Here is a 19,744-nt window from a genome sequence, read left to right on the forward strand (position 1 = left end):
TCGAACGATGGTAGTAGATCCGTCAATAACTTTCACACTATTCGAGTGGCCGGGCTACTCGGGGCCACTCGGGTGATCAAGGGCTCCAACGCCGTCGCGGTGTCGGTGGCCAGCAGCGCGGCGCCGTCTACCGGGGTGCCGCGGGCCGTTCGGTATTCGACGGCGTCCGCCAGCGCGTGGTTCAGCGGATCCGTCAGCGCCGCACCGAGTTCGATCAGCCCCCCGGTGACGGCATACGGTACCGGTGCGGGCAGGCCGCCGCGGTCGATGGCCGCGAGTACGGCGCGGGCCAGCGCCTGCCCGGCCTCGCGCATGATGCCGGCGGCGATCGGGTCGGCCGCGGCGGCTGCGGCGACAGCGGGGGCGAAATCCGCCGCGAGCAGGGCCGGATTCTCGTGCTGCCCGAACAGTTTCGGCAGCGCGCCGAGTTCGCCGAAGCGCGCTTGCGCCGCGGCGGCCAGGGGAGTGTCCGGTCCGCGCCCGTCGTAACAGCGTAGCGCCGCGCGCAGGCCCTCCGCGCCGATCCAGCCGCCGCCGCCCTCGTCGCCGAGGAACGGCCCCCACCCGTCCACCCGAGTGAACCGGCCCGCGCCGTCGACCGCGGTCGCCACCGCACCGGTCCCGGCCGCCAGCACCACCCCGGGTTCGCCCGCGAGCGCCCCGGCGTGCGCGGTGACCGCATCGGACGTGACCGCGACCGCCGTCGCATGCGGCAACCCGGCCAGCCGCCGGGCGAGATCCGCGGCCGCCTCCGGTGCCGACGCCGCCCCCGCGGCGCCGACCGACAACACGAAACCCGTTGGTGGAATATCGATTCGGGCGATCACCTCGCCGATGGCCCGGTGGGCTGCGGCCACCCCCTGTGCCGCCGCCAGTCCGGGTGCCCCCGCTCCCTCGGCCCCTCGGCGCTCTCGCCCGTCCATGCGCAGGGATGCTCGGCAACCGGTCTTACCGAGATCGACGGCGAGTACTGCAATGCCCATGCCGAGTATCTTGGCGAACCGGTTCCGAGTTCGCGGCGCGGGGGCCGAGCCGGCTCGTTCGCCGCGACGGCAGAGCGAGTTCGCGTGCTGCCTTGCGCGTCCCGTCGCTCGGGTGCCTCGAGGGTGTGCGAGGGTCGGGCGCAACGCCGAATCGCCGGGCCCGGCAGGCTGGACCGTGTCACCACCGGCATCGGCCGCATCTCGAGGCGGCCGCGGGCCGTGTTTCCGGGGTCGGCCAGTTGCGGAACGGGCGGGGTGGCGGAAAGCCTCGATGGCCCAGCACGATGCCCACGCGGGAGATCGTGTGCCGCCCGGTTGCTTTCACGCCAGGTTTCGAACGCACGGGTCCCGCGGCGATCGGTGGAGCGAATGTTCAGTCACCCAGTACATCGAACACCTGCTCCGCCTCGGTCCGGGCACGGAACATCTCCCATGCGGCGTCGGCGATCTCGTCGGGGTTCAGCGTATGTCCCTGGGCCGCACCGAACTGGGTGGGGTCGGCGGTGACCATGGCGTGGATGTCGCCGCGTTCGACCAAGCCGCCGATGGTGAGGGTGCCCGCGTAGACGCCGCGGTCGGTCATGGCGGCGTGCAGGGTCAGCGCGTAGTTGCGCAGGGCCCCGGCGGCCAGGGCGAGCTGGCCGAGCATCGGCATGGGACGGACGCCGGACAGTCCGCCCGCGAACAGCAGCCCGCCGGTTCCGCGCTTCAGCATTCCCGGGAGGACCGCCCCGGCGACCTGGACCGCGGGCCAGACCCACTCGAACGCCGCCTGCGCCGTGGCGACATCGATGTCGGTGATCGGGACGATCGGCTGCGTCGGGCCGGGGCCGTAGTAGGCGATCTCGATGTCGCCGAGCGTCGCGATCTCGGCCAGCACCTCGCCGAGCCGGTCCGCGTCGGTGACGTCGGCGGCATAGGCGGTCGCCTCGATGCCGTGCTCGGCGAGGTCGGCGAGATAGGCGTCGTGGCGGTGCGCGCCGCGGGAGATCAGGGCGACTCGGAATCCTTCCCGGCCGAGACGGCGGGCCATGGACATGCCCAGGCCGGGGCCGACGCCGACGATCACGGCGACAGGTGTGCTCATTGCGGTCCTCCAGAATGTTGAGGGGTGCCTCATTTTCGTTCGCAGGTTAGCACTAGGTTGAGGGGCTCCTCAAGTTTTGTAGAATGCCTTCCGTGACCCGACCGATGCGCCGCGACGCGGCCCGCAACCGCGAGCGGCTCCTGCACGAGGCGGCCGGGGTGTTCACCGAACAGGGGTTGGCGGGTTCGCTGGAGGAGATCGCGCGCCGCGCCGGCGTCAGCATCGGCACCCTCTACAACCATTTCCCCACCCGCGACGCCCTGCTCGACGCCCTCCTGCCGCCCCGCCTGTCCGCGATCGACGCATTCGCCGAACAGGCTGCGGCCGAACCGGATCCGTGGCTCGCCCTCACCGGTTTCATCGAGAACATGCTGACCGAGATGACCAACGACCGCGGCCTGCTCGAGGCGTTCACCGGCGACCACCCCGCCGCGGCGCAGTTGGTCCAGGCGTGCGTGCGCGGTATGACGCACTTCTCGGCCGTGCTGGACCGAGTCCGGCGTGCCGGGCTGCTGCGCCCCGACGCCACCGATCAGAATGTGGCACACCTGCTCTGGGCACTCTCTCTCCTCGGCGACAACGCCGGACCCGCGGCCTGGCGCGAGTCCCTGCCCTTCGTTCTCGACGGTCTGCGGGCGGACCGGGGCTGAGAGGTGCGGTGCTGAGAGGTGCGGTGCTGAGGGGCGCTGTGCTGAGGAGCACCGCTGCGCCGGGAGACCGACCAGTTTTCGGAGGTCCACGCCGGTGTCGGCCGGATATGCCATAGTGGACACCGTTCCGGGGAGTTCCTACTGATAAGCCTCATCAAGTCCTGACCGGGGAGTAGATGGACATCGAGTTCAGGTTCGAAGCTCGGGAAGGCAACGACAATTCGCGCGACGACCTTCGGACGCTGTACACGCATCTGACGGCCGATCCCGAACTACAACGGCACGTGCGCATTTCGGCTCCGGCCGAGCCGGTGCGGCCGGGTGAGCTGGGCGCTGCCGAGGTCGTGCTGGCGGCGGTGTCCGCGGGCGTGGGCGTGGGTCAGCTGGCGGTCGCCGTCCAAGCCTGGCGCCACGCGCTGAACCGGCCGTCCGACATCCGGGTCGTCGTCCCCGACGAGCATCGAGGCGCCGCCGAGCAGGTCGTCGATGCGCTACGAAATTCCGAACCGTCGCGGATGCCCGCCGAGAAGCCGGATGCGGCAAGGGAAACGGCTGCCACGGCCCCGGCGGGGCGCATCGACCCGGCCAACTCCGCCTGCGTGCTCATCGGCGTCGACCGCTACGACGCCTCGGACCTGCCGACGCTACGGGGCGTCTCCAACAACCTCGAGCAGCTGTCCGACGTGCTGGAGGACGAGGACATCTGGGGCATCGAACGTGACCGCCTGCGCGTCGTGCCCAACCCGCGAACACCCGCCGACCTGATCCGGCCGATTCGGAAAATGTCCGAACTGGCCACCGACACCCTGATCGTCTACTACTCCGGGCACGGCCTGAAGAATCTCGACGCCAACGAGCTGTATCTGGCACTGCCGGGTTCCGTTCCGGGACAATCGGAAACCGCGGTCCGCTACAAGGATGTCAAGCAGGCGATCAAAGACGGCCGCCAGGCGCAGCGCGTCATCATCATTCTCGATTGCTGCTACAGCGGCACCGCCATCGAGGGCGTGATGGCGGCATCCGTGGAGGACATCCGGGCCGACGCCGACATCGACGACGTCCGGGGTTCGTACCTGATGTGCTCGGCCGCGGCCAACCGCAAGGCCCTCGCCCCGCACGCCCACGAATGCACCGTCTTCACAGGCGAATTGGTCGACGTCCTCCGCAACGGCATCCCCGACGAGACACAGCCCATGCTCCGGCTCGGCACGATCTTCCAGACCGTGCGCGGCCGGCTGAAGCGAAAGAGCGGTCCGGAGCCGCAGGAACAGGATCAGAACCAGGTCGGCGCACTGCTTTTCGCGCACAACGTCGCACGGACGAGGAGCGCACCCGCGGTGGGGGGCGCGGCGCCGCCGCCCCGCCGGATCCTGCGCTGGCTGAGCCTGGCCGCGGCGGTCGTGCTGGGATTTGCCGGTGGGCTGGTCGTGCAGCCGGCCATCGATGTCTGGCACAGACAAAACCCTGCGCCGGCGGCCGGTGCCTGTTCGGCGAACGCCACCCTGCTCGACTATTCCGATCAGCTCGACAAGGCCGACGTGCGAGGTGAGCGAATATCGGGACTGTCGGCGCTCGCCCTCACCGACCAATCGAAGGTGCTCGCCCTCACGGACAACGCTTCCGGCCGTGTGTTCCCCGTTGAACTGGGCAAGCCCGACGACCTGGATCTCCGCGCCGACACCGCGCTGACGCTGCGCGACGCGGAGGGCAATCTGTACGGTCAGCCGTTCGGCAATGTGATCGACGGAGAGGGCATGGTCATCGAGCCCGGCACCGACACGATGTTGGTGAGTGCCGAGGACGGTCCGACGATTCATAGGTTCCGGCGCACCGACGGACGCGAGGTCGGAAATCCCCTCCCGGTCCCCGAGAAGCTGCAAACACAGCCCGTCGGCGGCGCTCAGCGCGGCCGCACCATCGAGTCGTTGACCGCCACCGCCGACGGTCGGTATCTCTTCGCGGGGTGGGAGGCGCCGCTGACCGGCGACGGCGACCAAGCGGGGCGAAACCGTCTGCGCATCCAGCGTTATTACGGCGAGCCGGGCGGAACCTACATCCCGGACCGTCAGTACGCCTACGAGCCCAGCACCGGGCTGAACTTGGCGGACCTGGCCGCGGTCGGGCCGGACCGGTTGCTCACTCTGGAGCGGCAGTTCGTCGAGGGGTTCGGCAACACGGTGCGGATCTCCGAACTGAATCTCACCGGCAGCAAGGACGTCACGGACACTCCCACGCTGGCCGAGGCTCCGGCCGATATGTTCGTGCACAGTACGCAGGTGTTCGACCTCGGCGACTGCCCCGCGGGTAGCCCGGGCGTGGTCGACAGTAAGCAGGATCAGCCGAATCCGTTGCTGGACAATGTCGAAGGCATGGCGGTAGGCCCCGAGGTGACGTCGGGACCGGAGCAGGGCTCACGCTTGCTGTATCTGGTCAGTGACGACAATGAGAACAGTGATCAGATCACCCGCCTGTACGCCCTCCGTATCCGGTTGCCCTGAACTTCGGCGAGCACACCGACGGTGATCGGGGCAGACTGGCGGGATGCGCGTAGTGCTTCAGTTGCGACCGACCGCCGGCGTGGTCCCGGCGGCCGCCGGTTCCGTGACCGCCGCCGACCTCATTCCCGGTGAGCTGCCCGGATTCGCGCTCGATCGCGACTACCGGCCCGTCGTCGTTCCGGCGGGTATCGAGTTGACCGGAGCGGGCGAGCCTTCGCCGGAGCCGCAACCGGATTCGATATACGTTCGCGGCGAGGTCGAGGACGACGAGAGCGCCGTGGCCGCGTTGCGGCAGTCCGAGGGCGTCCTCGGCGTTTTCGCCGATCCACGCATCGAGCCGGTGATCACGTGCGGCGATGATTCGGCGGTCGGCACCTGGCACGACGTCGAGTCCGGGTTGCACGTCGCCGATCTGACGGCGGCCGGGCTCGACGGCAGGGGAGTGGCGCTCGCGATCGTCGACTCCGGTATCAATGCCGCACACGTCGACAGAGTGCGCGGCGGCCACATCACCGTGGACGCGGCGCGCAGCTGGAATCCGCCGGGCGTCGACGGAACCGCGGGCAGGTTCCCGGTGGAGCACGGCTCCATGTGCGCCTTCGACGCGACGATCGCCGCGCCCGCGGCCACCTTCCTCGACCTCCCCGTACTGCTCAGCTCGCGGCAGGGCGGCTCGGCCATGGACGGGCTGCTGTCGGACGCGCTGGCCGGCTACGCGCACCTGCGCACGGTGCTCACCGAGCAGCCGCCGGCGACCCGGGCCCTGGTGGTCAGCAACAGCTGGGGCATGTTCTCCTCGGAGACGGACTTCCCGGTCGGCGATCCCGGAAACTACTCGGACAACCCGGCCCATCCGTTCAACGTCATCGTGGGCTCGCTGGGCTCGGCCGGTGCCGACATCCTCTTCGCCGCCGGGAACTGCGGGCGCGACTGCCCCGACGGCCGGTGCGCCTATGCGGATCGGCCGATCACCGGTGCCAATTCGCATCCCGGCGTGCTCAGCATCGGCGGGGTCGACATTCACAATCAGCGGGTGGGCTATTCGTCGCAGGGCCCGGGCCGCCTGACCGACCGCAAGCCGGACGTCTGTGCCTACACCCATTTCCTCGGCTCGACGGCGTTCGGCGCCGGCACCCCCGACACCGGCACCTCGGCGGCCTGCCCCACGGCCGCGGGTCTGATCGCGGCCTTCCGCACCGAGTATCCGGCCACCGCGGTTTCACCCGCCCAGCTGCGATCGATCATCCAGGGCGCGGCCACCCGCCCCGGCGCCGCGGAATTCGACTACGACTACGGGTACGGAATCACCTCTGCCCCAGGGGTTCTCGCGGCGCTGCGGCAGACGACCGCACGCGCGTAGCGTGGTGACCATGCGGCTGCTCACCGTCCAGCTCCCACCGGGCGCGACCCTGGACGACGCCCTGTGCGCGCTGCACCTGACCCGTTCCGACGTCGACACTGCCTACGGCCTCGTCGCCGTAGACCCCGACCGAGGCACCTACGCCCTCCGCGTCGACGACCGGGCCGCCGCCCGAGCAACCACCGCCACGGTTTTCTCCGACCCACACGTCGAACCCGCCGACAGCCCGGACCCGCGCGACCAACCCGGGCAGTGACGGGCGCGGCCACAGTTCCCGCCGCAACCGGTAACAGACCCGCGCCTCGGGAAGCCGATGATCACAGCCGGCGTCGAGCGGCCACCCGAACATCCTTCTTGCGCAAGGCGTCCCCTGTCGCCGATCCATGCGGCACTGGATGGTCGGCAATGTCGTATGGGCACAACATAACCCACGGTATTCGACGTCTCCGGCAATCGGGGCCGGCGAATCCGTCGTCGAGGATCTGCTGCGGGCCGATAGCACGTAAGGCTCCCGGCCCGCTCTGCGGACGAGTCGAATTCACCGGAGAAAGTTCCCGAACTCGCCACCTGGGGCGGCCTTGATGCACGGGTCGGCGTCACCGCGGACGCGTGATATCCGTTCGGAGGCGGTATTTCGTCAGTCGCCGTCCAGGGGGCCGAGGAACCAGCTGCCGACGCTGCCGGGGGTGTCGTCGAAGTAGTAGTCGTGGACGGCGGTGAGGATGGTGTCGGCGGTCACCACGCCGTCGCCGTCGGTGTCCAATCGGCGGTGCGCGTCGCGGGCGATCGGTGCGGTCAGGCCCATCCACGCGCCGGCCCATCGCACGTACTCGTCCTCGCCGAGCTTGCCGTCACCATCGACATCGGCGATGGCGACGATGGTTTCCATCAGCGGCCGGTACCCCGCGTCGAAGCTCTCCTCGGTGACCAGGAGGCCGTCGACGAAGGCGGACTTGTACTCGCCGAGGGTGATCCTACCGTCCCCGTCGGCGTCGGCGGCCTGCGACAACAGCGTCCACAGCTGCTCGCAGAGCGCCATCATCCGTTGCCGCTGCGCTGAATCGGCGGCGTGCCCGAACTCGTCGGCGAGCCGGGTGGCCGACAGGATGTAGTCGTCACGCTCGATCACTCCGTTGCCGTCGGCGTCGAGGGTGGTGAAGCGGCGAGCGAGCTTCCGGTCCAGGAATGCGGAGATCTCCATGGCAGTCCTTCCACTGGGGTGGAGCGCGGAGTGATACCAGGAATTCGTTGCTACGCCCACCCAGGATGGCATCCGAGTCGGGTTTACTGACGGTATGACGCTCGCACCGGTGATCCTGCGTGCCGCTGGTCCCGCCGATCTGGACGGGGTGTTGCCGCTCGCCGTGGCGTTCTACGCGGAGGACGGTTTCGAGACCGGCGAGCATGCGCTGCGCGGCAACCTGTCGGTGTTGCTCACGTCGCCCGCGGCGCGCGTCGCCGTGCTGCGGTCGGAGGATCGACTGCTCGGATTTGCCGTCACCACAACGAGTTTCGGCCTGGAGAATGGGCTCGTCGCCGAACTGGAGGATCTCTTCGTGGTGCCGGTGGCCCGGCGCCGGGGGCTGGGCGGCCGGCTCATCGACGACAGCGCCGTGTGGGCGCGCGAGCGCGGCTGCCGGTACCTGGAGCTGGTCGTGGCGCCGAACGGCCGGGACGTAGGCCACCTGTTCGACTACTACCGCGCACACGGTTTCCTGGACGAGGGCCGCCGCCTGCTCGGCCGCCCGCTCTCGCCCGGCTCGTGAACGCCGCTCTGCGGCCGTCGGCAGCACGGCGATGATTCTCGCGCGGCGATGGTCTGCGGGTCGGCCATACTCGGTGGCTCTAGCCGAAAAGTCCAGCAGTCGCGCGGTCAGCCATTGCGGTTGTTCCTCGGGGGCGTAATGTCCGCAGTCCGGGATGATCTCGAGGTGCATGGCGTCGGCGTAGCCGGTGTAGCTGTGCGGGATTCCCCGGGCGAGCGGGTCCTGCGCGCCGTTCAGGTGCAGCGTCGGTACCCGCAGCCGGAGCGTGCGGTAGTGCCGCAGGAAGTACGGAATCCCGTGTGTCACCACGTTGCGATAGAAGGATGTCGTCGCCGCGTATGCGTCAGGGGTGTGCATCCGCCGCTGGTACACCTCGACCTCCTCGGCGGTGAAGCGTCCGTGGTGGCGCCATGCGTGCAGGCTTCGCCTGCTGAGCCGATCCTGCAGTCGGTGCGAATTACCTTGTAGGGCAAGAAGATAGATATGCCAGGGCGCGGAGACGACGGACGGCCGGACGCCGTCGGCGGTCCACGGGTGCACGCCGGCCAGGGCGGCGAACCGCTCGAACCGATCGGGCCGGTCGAGGCAGGCGCGATAGCCCGCCACCAGCCCCCAGTCCCGCCCGGCCAGCCGAGCCCGGCGTATGCCGAGCTGATCCATGAGATCGACCAGATCCCGTGCCAGCCGCTCGAAGGTGTAGCCCCGGACCGATCCCTGCGACCAGCCGAGCCCGCGAATGTCGGGGCAGATCACCCGGTATCGCTCGGCCAGCGGGCCGAGTAGATGCCGCCACTCCCACCAGTGCTGCGGCCACCCGTGCACGAGAATCAGCGGCTCCCCCGTGCCGGCCTCGGCGTAGTGGATGCGCAGCCCGTCCACCGAGACGAAACCGTGCCGCACATCCGTGCCGATACCGGACGACAACGCTTGCAGCGTAAGGATTTCCGGGTCCACAACTGGTGTCGTCACGATTCCCCTCCTATCGTCGGCTCCCTCTCGGCGAGAGTAGCATAATAATTTTGAAGTAGATGCACACAATTTTTTAAGCATCAGCGCGGCGGCGCTGAGCGACCGGGTCCACGGTGGTCTCGTAGGCTGGGGCTCTCACGTGGACAGGAGGGTGCGGTGGCCGAGACGACGGTGGCCGAGGTGATGGTGGCCGAGGTGATGGCCGAGCTGGCCGGGCTCGAGGACCCGAAGGTGCGTGCGGTGAACGAGAAGCACGGTGACGATCACGGCGTGAACCTCACCAAGTTGCGCGCGGTCGCGAAGCGGCTGAAGACGCAGCAGGAGCTCGCGCGCGGGCTCTGGGCGACGGGCGATACCGCGGCGCGGCTGCTGGCGCTGCTGATCTGCCGGCCGAAGGCGTTCGAGCGGGACGAGCTGGACACCATGCTGCGCGAGGCCCGCACACCCAAGGTGCACGACTGGCTGGTGAACTACGTGGTGAAGAAGAGCCCGCACGCCGAACAGCTGCGCCCGGCCTGGTTCGGCGATCCGGATCCGGTGGTCGCGAGTGCCGGCTGGGCGCTGACCACCGAGCGCGTGGCGAAGCGCCCCGAGGGACTCGACCTCGCCGGGCTGCTCGACATCATCGAGGCGGAGATGGCCGACGCCCCGGACCGCCTGCAGTGGGCCATGAACCACTGCCTGGCCCAGATCGGAATCGAGCATCCCGGCCACCGCGCTCGCGCCATCGACATCGGCGAGCGCCTGCAGGTGCTCGAGGATTATCCGACGTCTCCGGGCTGCACGTCTCCGTTCGCGCCCGTCTGGATCGCCGAGATGGTGAGCCGGCGGCACTGAGAACGGGAACGGCGGTTGCGCCGACTCCGGCGGCATGGGTTACAGTCCGATCCGTAGACGTTCTCAGGGCGGGGTGGAACTCCCCACCGGCGGTAATGGCGTCCGGGACGGTCCGGATGCACGAGCCCGCGAGCGCCACGGCGTCGTCGGACGCCGTGGGTCGAGCAGATTCCGGTGCGATCCCGGAGCCGACGGTCACAGTCCGGATGAAAGAGAACGCGGTACCGGGCGTCCCGCCGTGGATGTTCCTGTCCGCTGTGCCCTGGGTGACATAGCGAACAGGAGGAACACATGTCACCCGAATCGAACCGCATCGCCCTCGTCGCCGCACGCTGGCACGCCGATATCGTCGATCGAGCCGTAGCGGCCTGCCGCACCGGGCTCCTGGAGCGCGGATTCACCGACATCGACGTGATCGAGGTCCCTGGCGCCTTCGAAATCCCTTTGCGCATCAAGCGTTTGGCGTCCACCGGCCGCTACGCGGCGCTCGCCGGTTGTGCGCTCGTCGCCGACGGCGGCATCTACCGGCACGAGTTCGTGGCGTCTACCGTGGTGGACGCGCTCATGCGGGTGCAGCTCGACACCGATGTGCCGGTGTTCTCCGCGGTTCTCACCCCGCATCACTTCCACGAGCACGGCGAGCACACGTCGTACTTCGCCCGTCATTTCGAGGTCAAGGGCGCGGAACTGGCGAATGCCATTGCGGCCACGGTGGATTCGGGGCGCGCAGCCGCCTGAGGGCTGCCTCGAGGGTGCCCGGCGGACCGGCGCGGGAGTGCCGGATCCGCCGGGGCTCGGCAATCAGGGACTGCCCGCGAGGCGATCACCCGGGGTTTGCGGAACCGGGGCGGCGGGTCGTGCAGTCGCGGATGTGCGCACGACAATCGGTTGTGCCGCAGCACAAGCGGGTACAGGTGTGTTCCGCTGTGCGGCTCGCAGGCGGGCGTGGCATCGGTGGCCCGGGCGACAGCAGCGCCGGTGAGAGCGACGCGGTGCGCGGAGTTCGTGCGCGGGCAAGGGCCGGTCGTTGTCGAGCCACCGGGGCAGCGCGTGGGTGAGTATGCCGCCGTTCGCATTCCTCCGAGGACACGTTCCGTCGGACATGCCGGTCGTGGGCAGGCCGATCGCCGACACCGCGCCCGGTGGTTCCGGAGTGTTGCTGTGCCGCGTCCGTGCGTCAATGACCCTCGGGTGCTTGGTGTTTCGGTGCGACGGGATCGAAACCGACGGTGACATCCACCGGTCTGCGCAGGTCGTCGGCGAGTGCGGCGGGGGTGGTCGGGTCGAAGGTGAACAGCGTGACCGGGGGCGCGTCGCCGGCCGCGGCGTAGGACTCGAAGGCAGGGAAGCTGTCGACGGTGCCGGTGCAGCGCAACCGGCGGTGCGCGGGGTCGATGATGAAGGTGGCGGCCATGGTGATGTCGGGGGCGCCGGCGATCAGCGGCAGAGCGGCCGCGGCGTGGTACTCGATGATGACCTCGCCGGTGCGGCCGATCCGGAGAGGTTCGAAGGCGACGCGGTCGGTCGCGGCGGTGGCGCGGGCGACCACAGTGCCGCTGTCGGGCCGGATTTCGACGCTTTCGCCGCAGCGGTGCCACTGCTGCGCGACGACCGGATCGGGGGTGTGCAGGCCGGTGAGGAGCAGCCGGGAGTGGATGCGGGCGGGGGCGTCGGGGTCGGTGCTGTAGCCGCGGTCGTCGCCGAGGAAGCATCGGCGGCCGCCCGCGGAGGTCGGTACGCAGATCATCGAGCCACCCGGCGCCGCGGGCGGGGCGGGCACAGTCGCCCGGGTCAGCGCGGGTGCGGGCAGGAACGCGCTGATCCACAGGCGCAGGCGCCGCAGCGGCATCGGTCCGTCGATATCGGATGGCATGCGCACGCTCCGAGGCTGTTCCGCGATCCCGCCGGTATCGGCAGGGGGTCGATTCCTGGTTTGTCATTGTCGCATTCCTGTTGTCGGTGCGGCGGGTTATGCTGGCACCGCAGGCGGTCGGGGATGTGACACAACGGATGTCGGCGTGCGCCGGATGGCGCTCCGAGAGTTGAGGATTCGCGTGGATCGTGTGGGGGCACAGGCACTGGCGCGGCGGTGGTGGGCGGCGATCCGGTCCACCAGCTTCACGGCGGTGACCACCGCGGAGGGGGTGCGGCTGCTACAGGGCCTGATCGAAGAGATGGATGCGGCGGTCGCAGCCGGTGACGAGCCGTCGGTCGAGGCGGGCCGCCGGGCCGGGGGGACGGTCGCCGGCATCAAGCTGACCGATCCGATGGCGCTGATCGCCACCGCGCACGTGCTGGCGCGGTTGCCCGGGCTGGCCGGTCTGGACCGCGATGTCGCGGTCGCCCGGTCCGCGCTGCTGGTCGGCGCGTTCGGGCAGGGCTTCGCGACCGCGCAGCGGGAGCGGATCATGCAGGGCCAGAACGCGATTCAGCAGGCGATGGGCAATGCCCAGCGGCACGTGCTCGACGCCGTGCGGCAGCGGCTGTACCTGCAGGCCCGGCTCGACCCGCTGACCGGTCTGGCGAACCGGCTGCTGGTGACGGAGCGCCTGGCCGAGTTGGCCGCCGCCGTGGACCGGCTCGGCGTCTGCCTGCTCGATCTCGACAACTTCAAGACCATCAACGACGGCCACGGACATCCGGTCGGCGATACGGTGCTGCGCATCGTCGCCGACCGGCTGCGCGCGGCGGTCCGCGACGGCGATCTTGTCGGGCGGCTCGGCGGCGACGAATTCGTGGTGCTCATCGGGCCGCCCACCGACGAGCTGGCCGTCGCCGGCGTGGCCGCGCGGCTGCGCGCGGCCTTCGATGCCCCGATCACTGTGGGCGGCAACGCATTCGCCGTATCGGCGTCCATCGGCATCACCGTCGGCCCGGCCGCCGCCGACCCGGGCCGCCTGCTGCAGGCGGCCGATGCGCAGATGTACCGCGCGAAGGCCACGGCGCGCGTCCCGCCGCCGCCCGCGGCGCAGCCGACCCGGCGCAGAGCCACCCGATAATCACCCAGCGTCCGAAGGAAAAACATGATCGACGTCGAATCCTCCGACTGGCTACCCGAAACGATCGACCCGACCGTGCCGTCGGCGGCCAGGGTCTACGACTACCAATTGGGCGGCGTCCACAACTTCGCCGTCGATCGCGCGCTGGGTGATCAGGCGCGCGTCGTCTGGCCCGACATCGCCTTGGTCGCGCAGGCCAACCGGGCATTCCTGCAGCGGGCGGTGCGGTTCCTGTCCGCCGCCGGGGTCGACCAGTTCCTCGACATCGGCTCGGGCATCCCCACCGCCGGCAACGTGCACGAGATCGCGCTGGCCGCCAACCCCGCCGCGCACATCGTCTACGCCGACATCGACCCGGTGGCCGTCGAGTGCAGCCGCGCCCTGCTCGCCGACCACCCGGCCGTCGCGGTCGTGCAGGCCGACTTCAACCGGATCGATGCCCTCCTGGCCCACCCCGACGTCACCCGGCTGATCGATTTCACCCGCCCGGTCGCGGTGCTGCTGGTGGCGCTGCTGCACGTGATCGGCGACGAGGACCACCCGCAGTCCAGTCTCGCGCGACTGCGGGGAAAGCTCCCCACCGGTAGTTATGTGGCGTTGAGTCACCTGTCCGACGAGGGCCCCGCCGAACGCGTGCGCGGCATCGAGGAACTCTCCCAGGCGATGCCCACGCCGATCCGGCTGCGCTCCCGCGACCGGATCGCGAGCTACCTCGACGGTTTCGACCTGCTCGAGCCGGGCCTCGTGCACGCCCCGGAATGGCGGCCGGACCACCCCGACGACATCGACGACGACCCGGAGCGGTACTGCGAATTCGCCGCCGTCGCCCGGCTCGCGTAAACCGTTGCCGGGTGACGACTGTCGCCTGTTTCGAGGTCGGCGGAAACCGACCGGCCGATCCGTGGCTCACCGGTCTGTGGTGTCGAGCGCTTGCACCAGGGCTGCGGCGAGTAGCGCCACCGATCGGTCCTCGTCGTGCGCCAGCTGCCGCAGGGTGTCGAGCGCGAGGGTGCCCGGCATCTCGGCGAGCGCCTGGGTCAGTCGCATCCGCACCGCGGAATCGGTGGTGTGCGTGTCGAGTTCGCCGGTCAGCGCACTCATGATCCGGTCGGCCCACTGCGCGTCCCGGGCCAGCATGCCCAGGATCTCGGCCGCTTCGACATCGTTCGGGCCCTCGACCACCGTGCCGACGAGTGTCGGCACGGCCTCGGTCACGCCTCGCGCCCCCAGCGTCAAGGCGGCCTGCCTGCGGATCGCCGTGTCCGGATCCTCGAGGGCGCCGGTGAGCATCGCGGTCGCCTCGTCGCCCGCCAGCTCGGCGAGCGCCTGGACCGCGCGGCGCCGGACCGCGACATCGCCGGAGTCCAGGCCGGAGGCCAGGCTCGCTACGGCGTCACCGTCGGCCCGCGCGAGGGCCCACCGCAGGGCCCCGGCGACATTGGCGTCGGATTCGGCGAGGATCGCCTCGGCCAGCAGCTCGGCGGGCGCGGAGACGTCCTCGGCCGGGGCCAGGACGGCCTGCTGCCGCCGCGCGGCGTACTGCGAACCGAGTCCGTGCAGCAGCTCGACGAGGCGCAGGACGTCCTGCCAGCCGGACGGTTCGGCCGCGTCGACCGTGCGGAGCCGCTCGAGCAGCTCCTGCTCCCGGCCCACCCGCTCCTCGGTCTTCCGGATCAGGTCACCGACCAGCGCGGACGGCGTGAATCCGGGATCATCGAGGGCACGTCCGATCTGGTGCAGCGACAGCCCCAGCGACCGCAGGCCCTCCACGTGGAAGATCCGCCGGATGTCGTCGGGGGAGTACTCACGGTAGCCACCCACGGTGCGGCCCGTCGGCCGCACCAGCCCGAGGGAGTCGTAATGCCGGAGCATCCGGGCACTCACCCCCGAGCGGCGCGCCACCTCACCGATCAGCACGCGGTTGTCTCCTCTCGATCCGGTCCGAGCGCGGCGACCCGCCGCGCCGCGTCGACGGCGAGGTCGAATCCGGCGTCCGGATCGTGCAGCAGCCGCTCCGTGGCGGCCGCGTGCGCGCTGACCTCCGGGTCGCGACTCGCCGTCGCCGTGCGGACGACCGGCTCGGCCACCTCGCCGAGCGCGACGAGGGCACGGCTCAGACTCAGCTGTACCTCCCGGTCACCGCGGCCGAACTGGGTCGCCAGCTCGGCGGCCAGCCCATCCTTCTCCTCCTCGGGGACGAGAACGACGGCGGCGCGCCAGGCGCTCCGCGCGACCTCGTCGTCGGCGTCCCGCAGCAGCGACCGCGTGATCGCCGGCCACACCGTCCTGTCCCCGATCTTGGACAGCGTATGCACTGCCTGGCTGCGGGCCTGCGCGCGTCCGGACCGCAGTTCCGCGCGGAGCTTCGGAACCGTCACCTCCGCCGGGTGTCGGGTCAGCGCCCAGGTGAGCATGTCGCGCACGAAGAAGTCCGGTTCGACCGCGCACCGCTCCACGAGCACGTCGACGTCACCGGCGTCGGGATGCGTTCCGGCCGCCAGGGCCGCCTTCAGCCTGGTCGACGAGTTCCCGGCGGCCAGCGCCTCGAGCAGCCGCGTGTCCTGCGTGTTCCTGTGCGTCGTGTTCATGGGGACCACCTCCGACGGCCAGTGAACGCCTTATCACAGTGACAAGGTCAAGCCACCGAGGAACGAACGGCGACGATCTCGGCGCCCTACGACAGCATCGCCGTCGCGCGGTGAGTCCGAACATGCCGCGGAAGGTGTCGCTGAAGTGACTGGCGGAGGCGAATCCGCGGGTCATTTCGTGTAGTGGACGTCGATGGTTTGCGCCGGTGCGTTGGAGGGGACCTCGATTACCGGGATCGGCTTGTTGCTGGGGTTGCCGCTGTCCGCGCCGCGGAAGCTGAACTCGAGATCGCCGGAGGCGGCGGGAACCTTGTTCTGGATGTTCAGGTTCAGCAGCTGATTGAGTACGTCCTCGTGAGTCGGCGGCTGTTCGCCGGGTTGTGCGCGGGCGGAAAGCCGTGCCGCCTTCGCGGCGATGAGCAAGGCATCGTGAGTGGAGATGGCGCCACCGTCGTCGAGATGGGCCTCGTCGAATCCGAGCCTGCGGAACATGTCGAGGAATTCACCGAAGTGCTTCGGCGTATCCTTCGCATTCTGTCGCCACCCCTGGGGGTCGGTCTCCGTCGCATAGGCGATACGAATGTTCTTCTCGCGCAGATCTTTTTCCTGCGATCGAAGTTGCAGCGCCCCGAAGTCGCCGCTCGCGCCGAGCACGGTGACCGGTGTATCCACGCAGACCCGGGCGTACATCGCCTGGAGGAAGTTGTTGAAGTCCACCACGCGGCCGGCGTACAGGACGACCTCGACCTTCGGTTCGGTCCCGCAAATGTTGTGCACGACGTTGGTGAACAAACTGGGACTCGATGCTTTGGGGCCGGACACACCCTGGTAGCTCTGCGAGCGATACTTGTTCAGATCCGCGAAGCGCTGTTCGAGGTCCTCTCGCAGTGACCGAGTGAACAGGTCCGCACCGGAGGTCGTCCCCGGATCGTCGTTGACGTCGGAGTTGGAGTCGTACACCAGCATCGCCGAATCCAATTCGGGATTGTTGCGAGCGTAGGTGTACAGCGCCTCGACGTATTCGGTATTGGGTGGTGCGGACCGGACGAAGCCGCGAATCGCACCGTAGTTGAGCTGGTCGGCGGTGGCGATGGAACTGATGATCGGGATGTTGTGCTCCGCGAGATGCTTGGCCGCCGACTCGGTGTGGACGGTGGACAGCCGCAGCCCGGCCACCGCCACCAGCGGCTCGGGATCGTCGACCATGCCCTCCAACTGCTCGACCACCGGTTTCCACTGCAACTCGTGGCTGCCCCAGTTGGCCAGGACCACCTTGACCAGCGGCCGTGGATCGTCGATAGCCGCGGTCCTGTTGATCCGCATCTGCGCCGTGTACGCACCTTCGAGTTCGTTCAGGATCATCGCGGGCGTATTCGCCGACGTCGCGTCGACCGTCAGCGGGTCGAGCAGCGCGATGGTCACGGTGTTCCCGGAACCGCTCACCGCCGCGTTCTCCGCGGCGATCTTTCGTTGAATGCCGGTATAGGCGTCGTCGAAGGCGAAGCTGCCGTCGGTAACTCCGACGCACTCACCATCGATCCGCCGCACACCGGAACCCGAATGCCCGCAGGTGTTGTCGCGTTCGGACAACCGATAGGCGGCTCCGGCGACGACCACCGCGACGACCAGGCCCAGCGCGACCGCGATTCTGTGCCTGCGCAGCCGGATGCGAATCCGGGGCCACGTGCCCGCCGGCGGCGGCGGAACCATGTCACCTGAACTGTTATCGATCACGGGCGCTCAACTCCACAGCTCGGCTGTTCTTCGATGATCGTCGGCCTCTTTCAGCAGTGGCACCGGATCACCCGTGGCGAGACCGGCAACGACGTCGTAGTCGGCCGCGATCTGCCAATGCAGGGAGCGGCGGCGATTCGAGACGAACGGATCGGCGGCGATCCAGTTCGCGACCACCAACCGGGTGATCGGCTGCGGCTGAGCCGGTCCGGCGAGGGCGTCGTGCAATTGATCCATCGGAGATTTGTCCGGATCGCTGTTCCGGCGGGGCATCGCGGTCGCCGAACGCAACAGCCGCACCCAGTCATCTGTCGTCCCGTCGTCGAGCCGCCGTCGCAACCCGTCGCAAGTGACCGCGAAATCCCCAGCGGCCAAGGCGTAATGGAGGACGTTCACCTCGTCGTCATCCTCCTCGCTGCGAGAGCGGAGCCAGCCGAAGACCGACTCCCACTGTGCCGGTCTGTCCTCGGTTCTCGCCGCGAGTTGCCGTAATAGCAATCGGCGCAGGATGAGCGGGCCGGCGCCGCGGGGGACCGGCCACAACACCGGCTCGATTTCCCGATAGCTGTGAATGCCGCCCAGGAGCAGGTCGCTGTGGGCGGCGAGCAGGCTGGCATGATGCGCCGTCCGGGCCGCCGCGCAGGTGATCATGTCGTAGTACGCGTCTTCGGAAAACTCTCCGACCAACTTCTGGCGCAACCGATCTCCCACACTCGGGCCGCCGGGTTCGCGACGTTCGAGCAGCACGTCGAGTGTCTCGCCGTTGACGAGCGGGCGGTCGTGCAGAGCCGCAACGAGTTCGGCGGTCGAGGCCGGATGACCGTCGGTGAGGTCGTGCACCATCGAGATCAACTGGTGGTTGCCGATCACATCGGTGCTGCCGGCCGTATTCGACGGGAGCCCCGACACCATCGCGCCGACCTCCCGCTTGTTCAGGTCCCGCAGGGTGATCAGGCACCACAGGTTCGGCTCGCCCTGGAGGTCGTAGGTCAGGTCGTGGTCGCTTTCCTTGCCGGTGAAGACGGCCAGGCCCCGGCTCACCGCGTCGAGCGGGCCGTCCCGGACGATCGGAGCGAGCAGACTGCCCCGGCTCGTCGCCACGACGGTGAGCGGGTCGGTCGAGTCGCTGTGCAGCACCCAGCGGTCCTTGCGGGCGTCCACCAGTCCGTTGACGAATTTCTGCCCCAGCGCGGCGTCGGCGTTGTCGAGCAGAACGACACAGTTGAGTGTCATCTCGACGGCACGCTTCGACTTCCGGAAGTTCTCGCGCAGATCGGCGAGAAACGCCTCCGTGAGCAACTCGTCGACCTGGCGGGTCTGCTCGTCTCGCGCCCAGCCGTTGAGATCGACGAGCACGTCGAGCGGATCCCGCTGCCGCGTTCCGTCACGGTGGCCGTACCACTCGGGCGACAGGGACCTGCCGCGGCGGACAATCCGTAGCACCGGCTCGATACCCATGCCGGCGACAATGCGGGTGACCGCACCGATCTGCTCGTTCTCCAGCAGCGTGGCGAGTTCCCCGGCCGCCTCCCGGAGAATTTCCCGCATGGTGTCGACGTCGACCTGACTGTCGAGCATCCGCTGGATCGCCGCCCGGGCGGCCGGGCGGTCGTCGGGCAGATCGGCTTGCGTGACCCGCCGCCCGATGGTCAACCGCGGGAACTGCAGCGAGCCATATCTCTCGCATGTTCTTCCCAGCTGAAACGCGATCGCCGACAGCACTTCCGGAACCGTCGCATCGCGATGCCGTTCGAAGTCGACCCGGGCACAAGGCACATTCCCGTCGAGCTTGCGCATCAGCTCGTCGGTCAATGCCGATTTGCCGTAGCCCCGGGCGCCCTCGACGACCAGGACCGGGTGGCTGAGGCTCCGTGTGGCCCGGCCGTCCGGCTCGCGTCGCATGAGCCGCCGTACGAGTTCGATTGCCTGCCCGTGCCCGAATGTTTGCCCGCCCAGCTGCACGCACCAGTTGTAGTCGATTGCTTCCCCGCTCGCCAGCCCCGAATGCATCTGTGGCACTACCGTACACGCCCTGTGCTCGCCGTTTGTCGTGTGCAGCCACCGAAATTCGGCTCGCTGAAGCCGAGCAGCCCCGGTCGGGTGAAACCACAAATTAACGAAACGCGCCACTCCGGCACCACCGCAACGGCATTCGGGCGAGCGGGTGATCCGATATCCGGGAGCGAGTCGACTCCGTGCTGTCTCGAAACCACCCGTGCGGCCGCGGCTTCGGCCGGAGGAGTGCCGGTCAGGTGATCACGGGGAACTATCGG

The 19,744-nt window shown here is 69.2% G+C and carries 17 protein-coding genes, 1 pseudogene and 1 riboswitch; of the genes and pseudogenes, 9 read left to right on the forward strand and 9 right to left on the reverse strand.

Going from position 1 to position 19,744, the window contains the following annotated elements:
• Window positions 1–32: 32 nt before the first annotated feature.
• Window positions 33–983, reverse strand: coding sequence for a BadF/BadG/BcrA/BcrD ATPase family protein (locus D892_RS0100555; protein WP_036566442.1), 951 nt, complete (start codon window positions 981–983; stop codon window positions 33–35).
• A 373-nt stretch (window positions 984–1,356) separates the two neighbouring features.
• Entirely contained in the window at window positions 1,357–2,070 is a 714-nt protein-coding gene (locus D892_RS0100560) for an SDR family NAD(P)-dependent oxidoreductase (RefSeq protein ID WP_024799389.1), read from the reverse strand.
• A 92-nt stretch (window positions 2,071–2,162) separates the two neighbouring features.
• Between D892_RS0100560 and D892_RS0100565 the strand changes: the two genes are divergently transcribed.
• From D892_RS0100565 to D892_RS0100580, 4 genes are all read left to right on the forward strand, one after another.
• A complete protein-coding gene (locus D892_RS0100565) occupies window positions 2,163–2,720 on the forward strand; it encodes a TetR/AcrR family transcriptional regulator (protein ID WP_051498932.1) in 558 nt (185 codons plus the stop codon).
• 176 nt (window positions 2,721–2,896) lie between these two features.
• Entirely contained in the window at window positions 2,897–5,218 is a 2,322-nt protein-coding gene (locus D892_RS0100570) for an esterase-like activity of phytase family protein (RefSeq protein WP_024799391.1), read from the forward strand.
• A gap of 43 nt (window positions 5,219–5,261) precedes the next feature.
• Window positions 5,262–6,578 carry a S8 family serine peptidase gene (locus D892_RS0100575; RefSeq protein ID WP_024799392.1) on the forward strand — a complete coding sequence of 439 codons (1,317 nt, stop codon included), beginning with the start codon at window positions 5,262–5,264 and terminating at the stop codon, window positions 6,576–6,578.
• Between the two features lie 10 nt (window positions 6,579–6,588).
• Window positions 6,589–6,834, forward strand: coding sequence for a hypothetical protein (locus D892_RS0100580; RefSeq protein ID WP_024799393.1), 246 nt, complete (start codon window positions 6,589–6,591; stop codon window positions 6,832–6,834).
• A gap of 381 nt (window positions 6,835–7,215) precedes the next feature.
• Here D892_RS0100580 and D892_RS0100590 read toward each other — a convergent pair whose 3' ends face one another.
• Window positions 7,216–7,779, reverse strand: a complete 564-nt coding sequence (locus tag D892_RS0100590) for an EF-hand domain-containing protein (RefSeq protein WP_024799394.1) — start codon at window positions 7,777–7,779, stop codon at window positions 7,216–7,218.
• A 94-nt stretch (window positions 7,780–7,873) separates the two neighbouring features.
• Between D892_RS0100590 and D892_RS49440 the strand changes: the two genes are divergently transcribed.
• Window positions 7,874–8,344, forward strand: a complete 471-nt coding sequence (locus D892_RS49440) for a GNAT family N-acetyltransferase (protein WP_024799395.1) — start codon at window positions 7,874–7,876, stop codon at window positions 8,342–8,344.
• A gap of 120 nt (window positions 8,345–8,464) precedes the next feature.
• Here the strand turns inward: D892_RS49440 and D892_RS49445 are convergent.
• Window positions 8,465–9,394, reverse strand: a pseudogene (locus tag D892_RS49445) (alpha/beta fold hydrolase); the annotation flags it as partial.
• Window positions 9,395–9,496: 102 nt separating this feature from the next.
• Between D892_RS49445 and D892_RS0100605 the strand changes: the two are divergent.
• Complete coding sequence (locus D892_RS0100605; RefSeq protein ID WP_369801720.1) at window positions 9,497–10,150, forward strand: DNA alkylation repair protein; 654 nt, start codon at window positions 9,497–9,499, stop codon at window positions 10,148–10,150.
• 55 nt (window positions 10,151–10,205) lie between these two features.
• Window positions 10,206–10,372: riboswitch (FMN riboswitch) on the forward strand.
• A gap of 69 nt (window positions 10,373–10,441) precedes the next feature.
• Complete coding sequence (locus tag D892_RS0100610; protein WP_024799398.1) at window positions 10,442–10,888, forward strand: 6,7-dimethyl-8-ribityllumazine synthase; 447 nt, start codon at window positions 10,442–10,444, stop codon at window positions 10,886–10,888.
• Between the two features lie 439 nt (window positions 10,889–11,327).
• On the opposite strand, the gene D892_RS46240 is transcribed toward D892_RS0100610, so the two are convergent.
• Entirely contained in the window at window positions 11,328–12,029 is a 702-nt protein-coding gene (locus D892_RS46240; RefSeq protein ID WP_156959315.1) for a hypothetical protein, read from the reverse strand.
• A 175-nt stretch (window positions 12,030–12,204) separates the two neighbouring features.
• On the opposite strand from D892_RS46240, the gene D892_RS39990 reads away from it, so the two are divergent.
• Together D892_RS39990 and D892_RS0100625 are read left to right on the forward strand one after the other, a co-directional pair.
• Window positions 12,205–13,149 (forward strand): GGDEF domain-containing protein, encoded by a 945-nt coding sequence (locus D892_RS39990; protein WP_024799400.1) that lies wholly within the window; start codon window positions 12,205–12,207, stop codon window positions 13,147–13,149.
• Window positions 13,150–13,173: 24 nt separating this feature from the next.
• On the forward strand, window positions 13,174–13,989 hold the full coding sequence (locus D892_RS0100625) for an SAM-dependent methyltransferase (protein WP_024799401.1): 816 nt from the start codon (window positions 13,174–13,176) through the stop codon (window positions 13,987–13,989).
• 66 nt (window positions 13,990–14,055) lie between these two features.
• Here the strand turns inward: D892_RS0100625 and D892_RS0100630 are convergent, their stop codons facing one another.
• The 4 genes from D892_RS0100630 to D892_RS0100645 all read right to left on the reverse strand — a co-directional run bounded on the left by D892_RS0100630 (window position 14,056) and on the right by D892_RS0100645 (window position 19,481).
• Window positions 14,056–15,066 carry a HEAT repeat domain-containing protein gene (locus D892_RS0100630; protein ID WP_024799402.1) on the reverse strand — a complete coding sequence of 337 codons (1,011 nt, stop codon included), beginning with the start codon at window positions 15,064–15,066 and terminating at the stop codon, window positions 14,056–14,058.
• The gene (locus D892_RS0100635) at window positions 15,060–15,737 is read right to left on the reverse strand and encodes a HEAT repeat domain-containing protein (protein WP_024799403.1); all 678 of its coding nucleotides are present in this window, start codon (window positions 15,735–15,737) and stop codon (window positions 15,060–15,062) included. The genes D892_RS0100630 and D892_RS0100635 overlap by 7 nt, the downstream gene beginning before the upstream one ends.
• Before the next feature lie 171 nt (window positions 15,738–15,908).
• On the reverse strand, window positions 15,909–17,447 hold the full coding sequence (locus D892_RS0100640) for an ABC transporter substrate-binding protein (RefSeq protein WP_024799404.1): 1,539 nt from the start codon (window positions 17,445–17,447) through the stop codon (window positions 15,909–15,911).
• Window positions 17,448–17,477: 30 nt separating this feature from the next.
• Window positions 17,478–19,481 (reverse strand): ATP-binding protein, encoded by a 2,004-nt coding sequence (locus D892_RS0100645; protein WP_024799405.1) that lies wholly within the window; start codon window positions 19,479–19,481, stop codon window positions 17,478–17,480.
• Window positions 19,482–19,744 lie beyond the last annotated feature (263 nt).

It is taken from the genome of Nocardia sp. BMG51109 (genome assembly GCF_000526215.1).
Taxonomy (GTDB): Bacteria; Actinomycetota; Actinomycetes; order Mycobacteriales; family Mycobacteriaceae; genus Nocardia.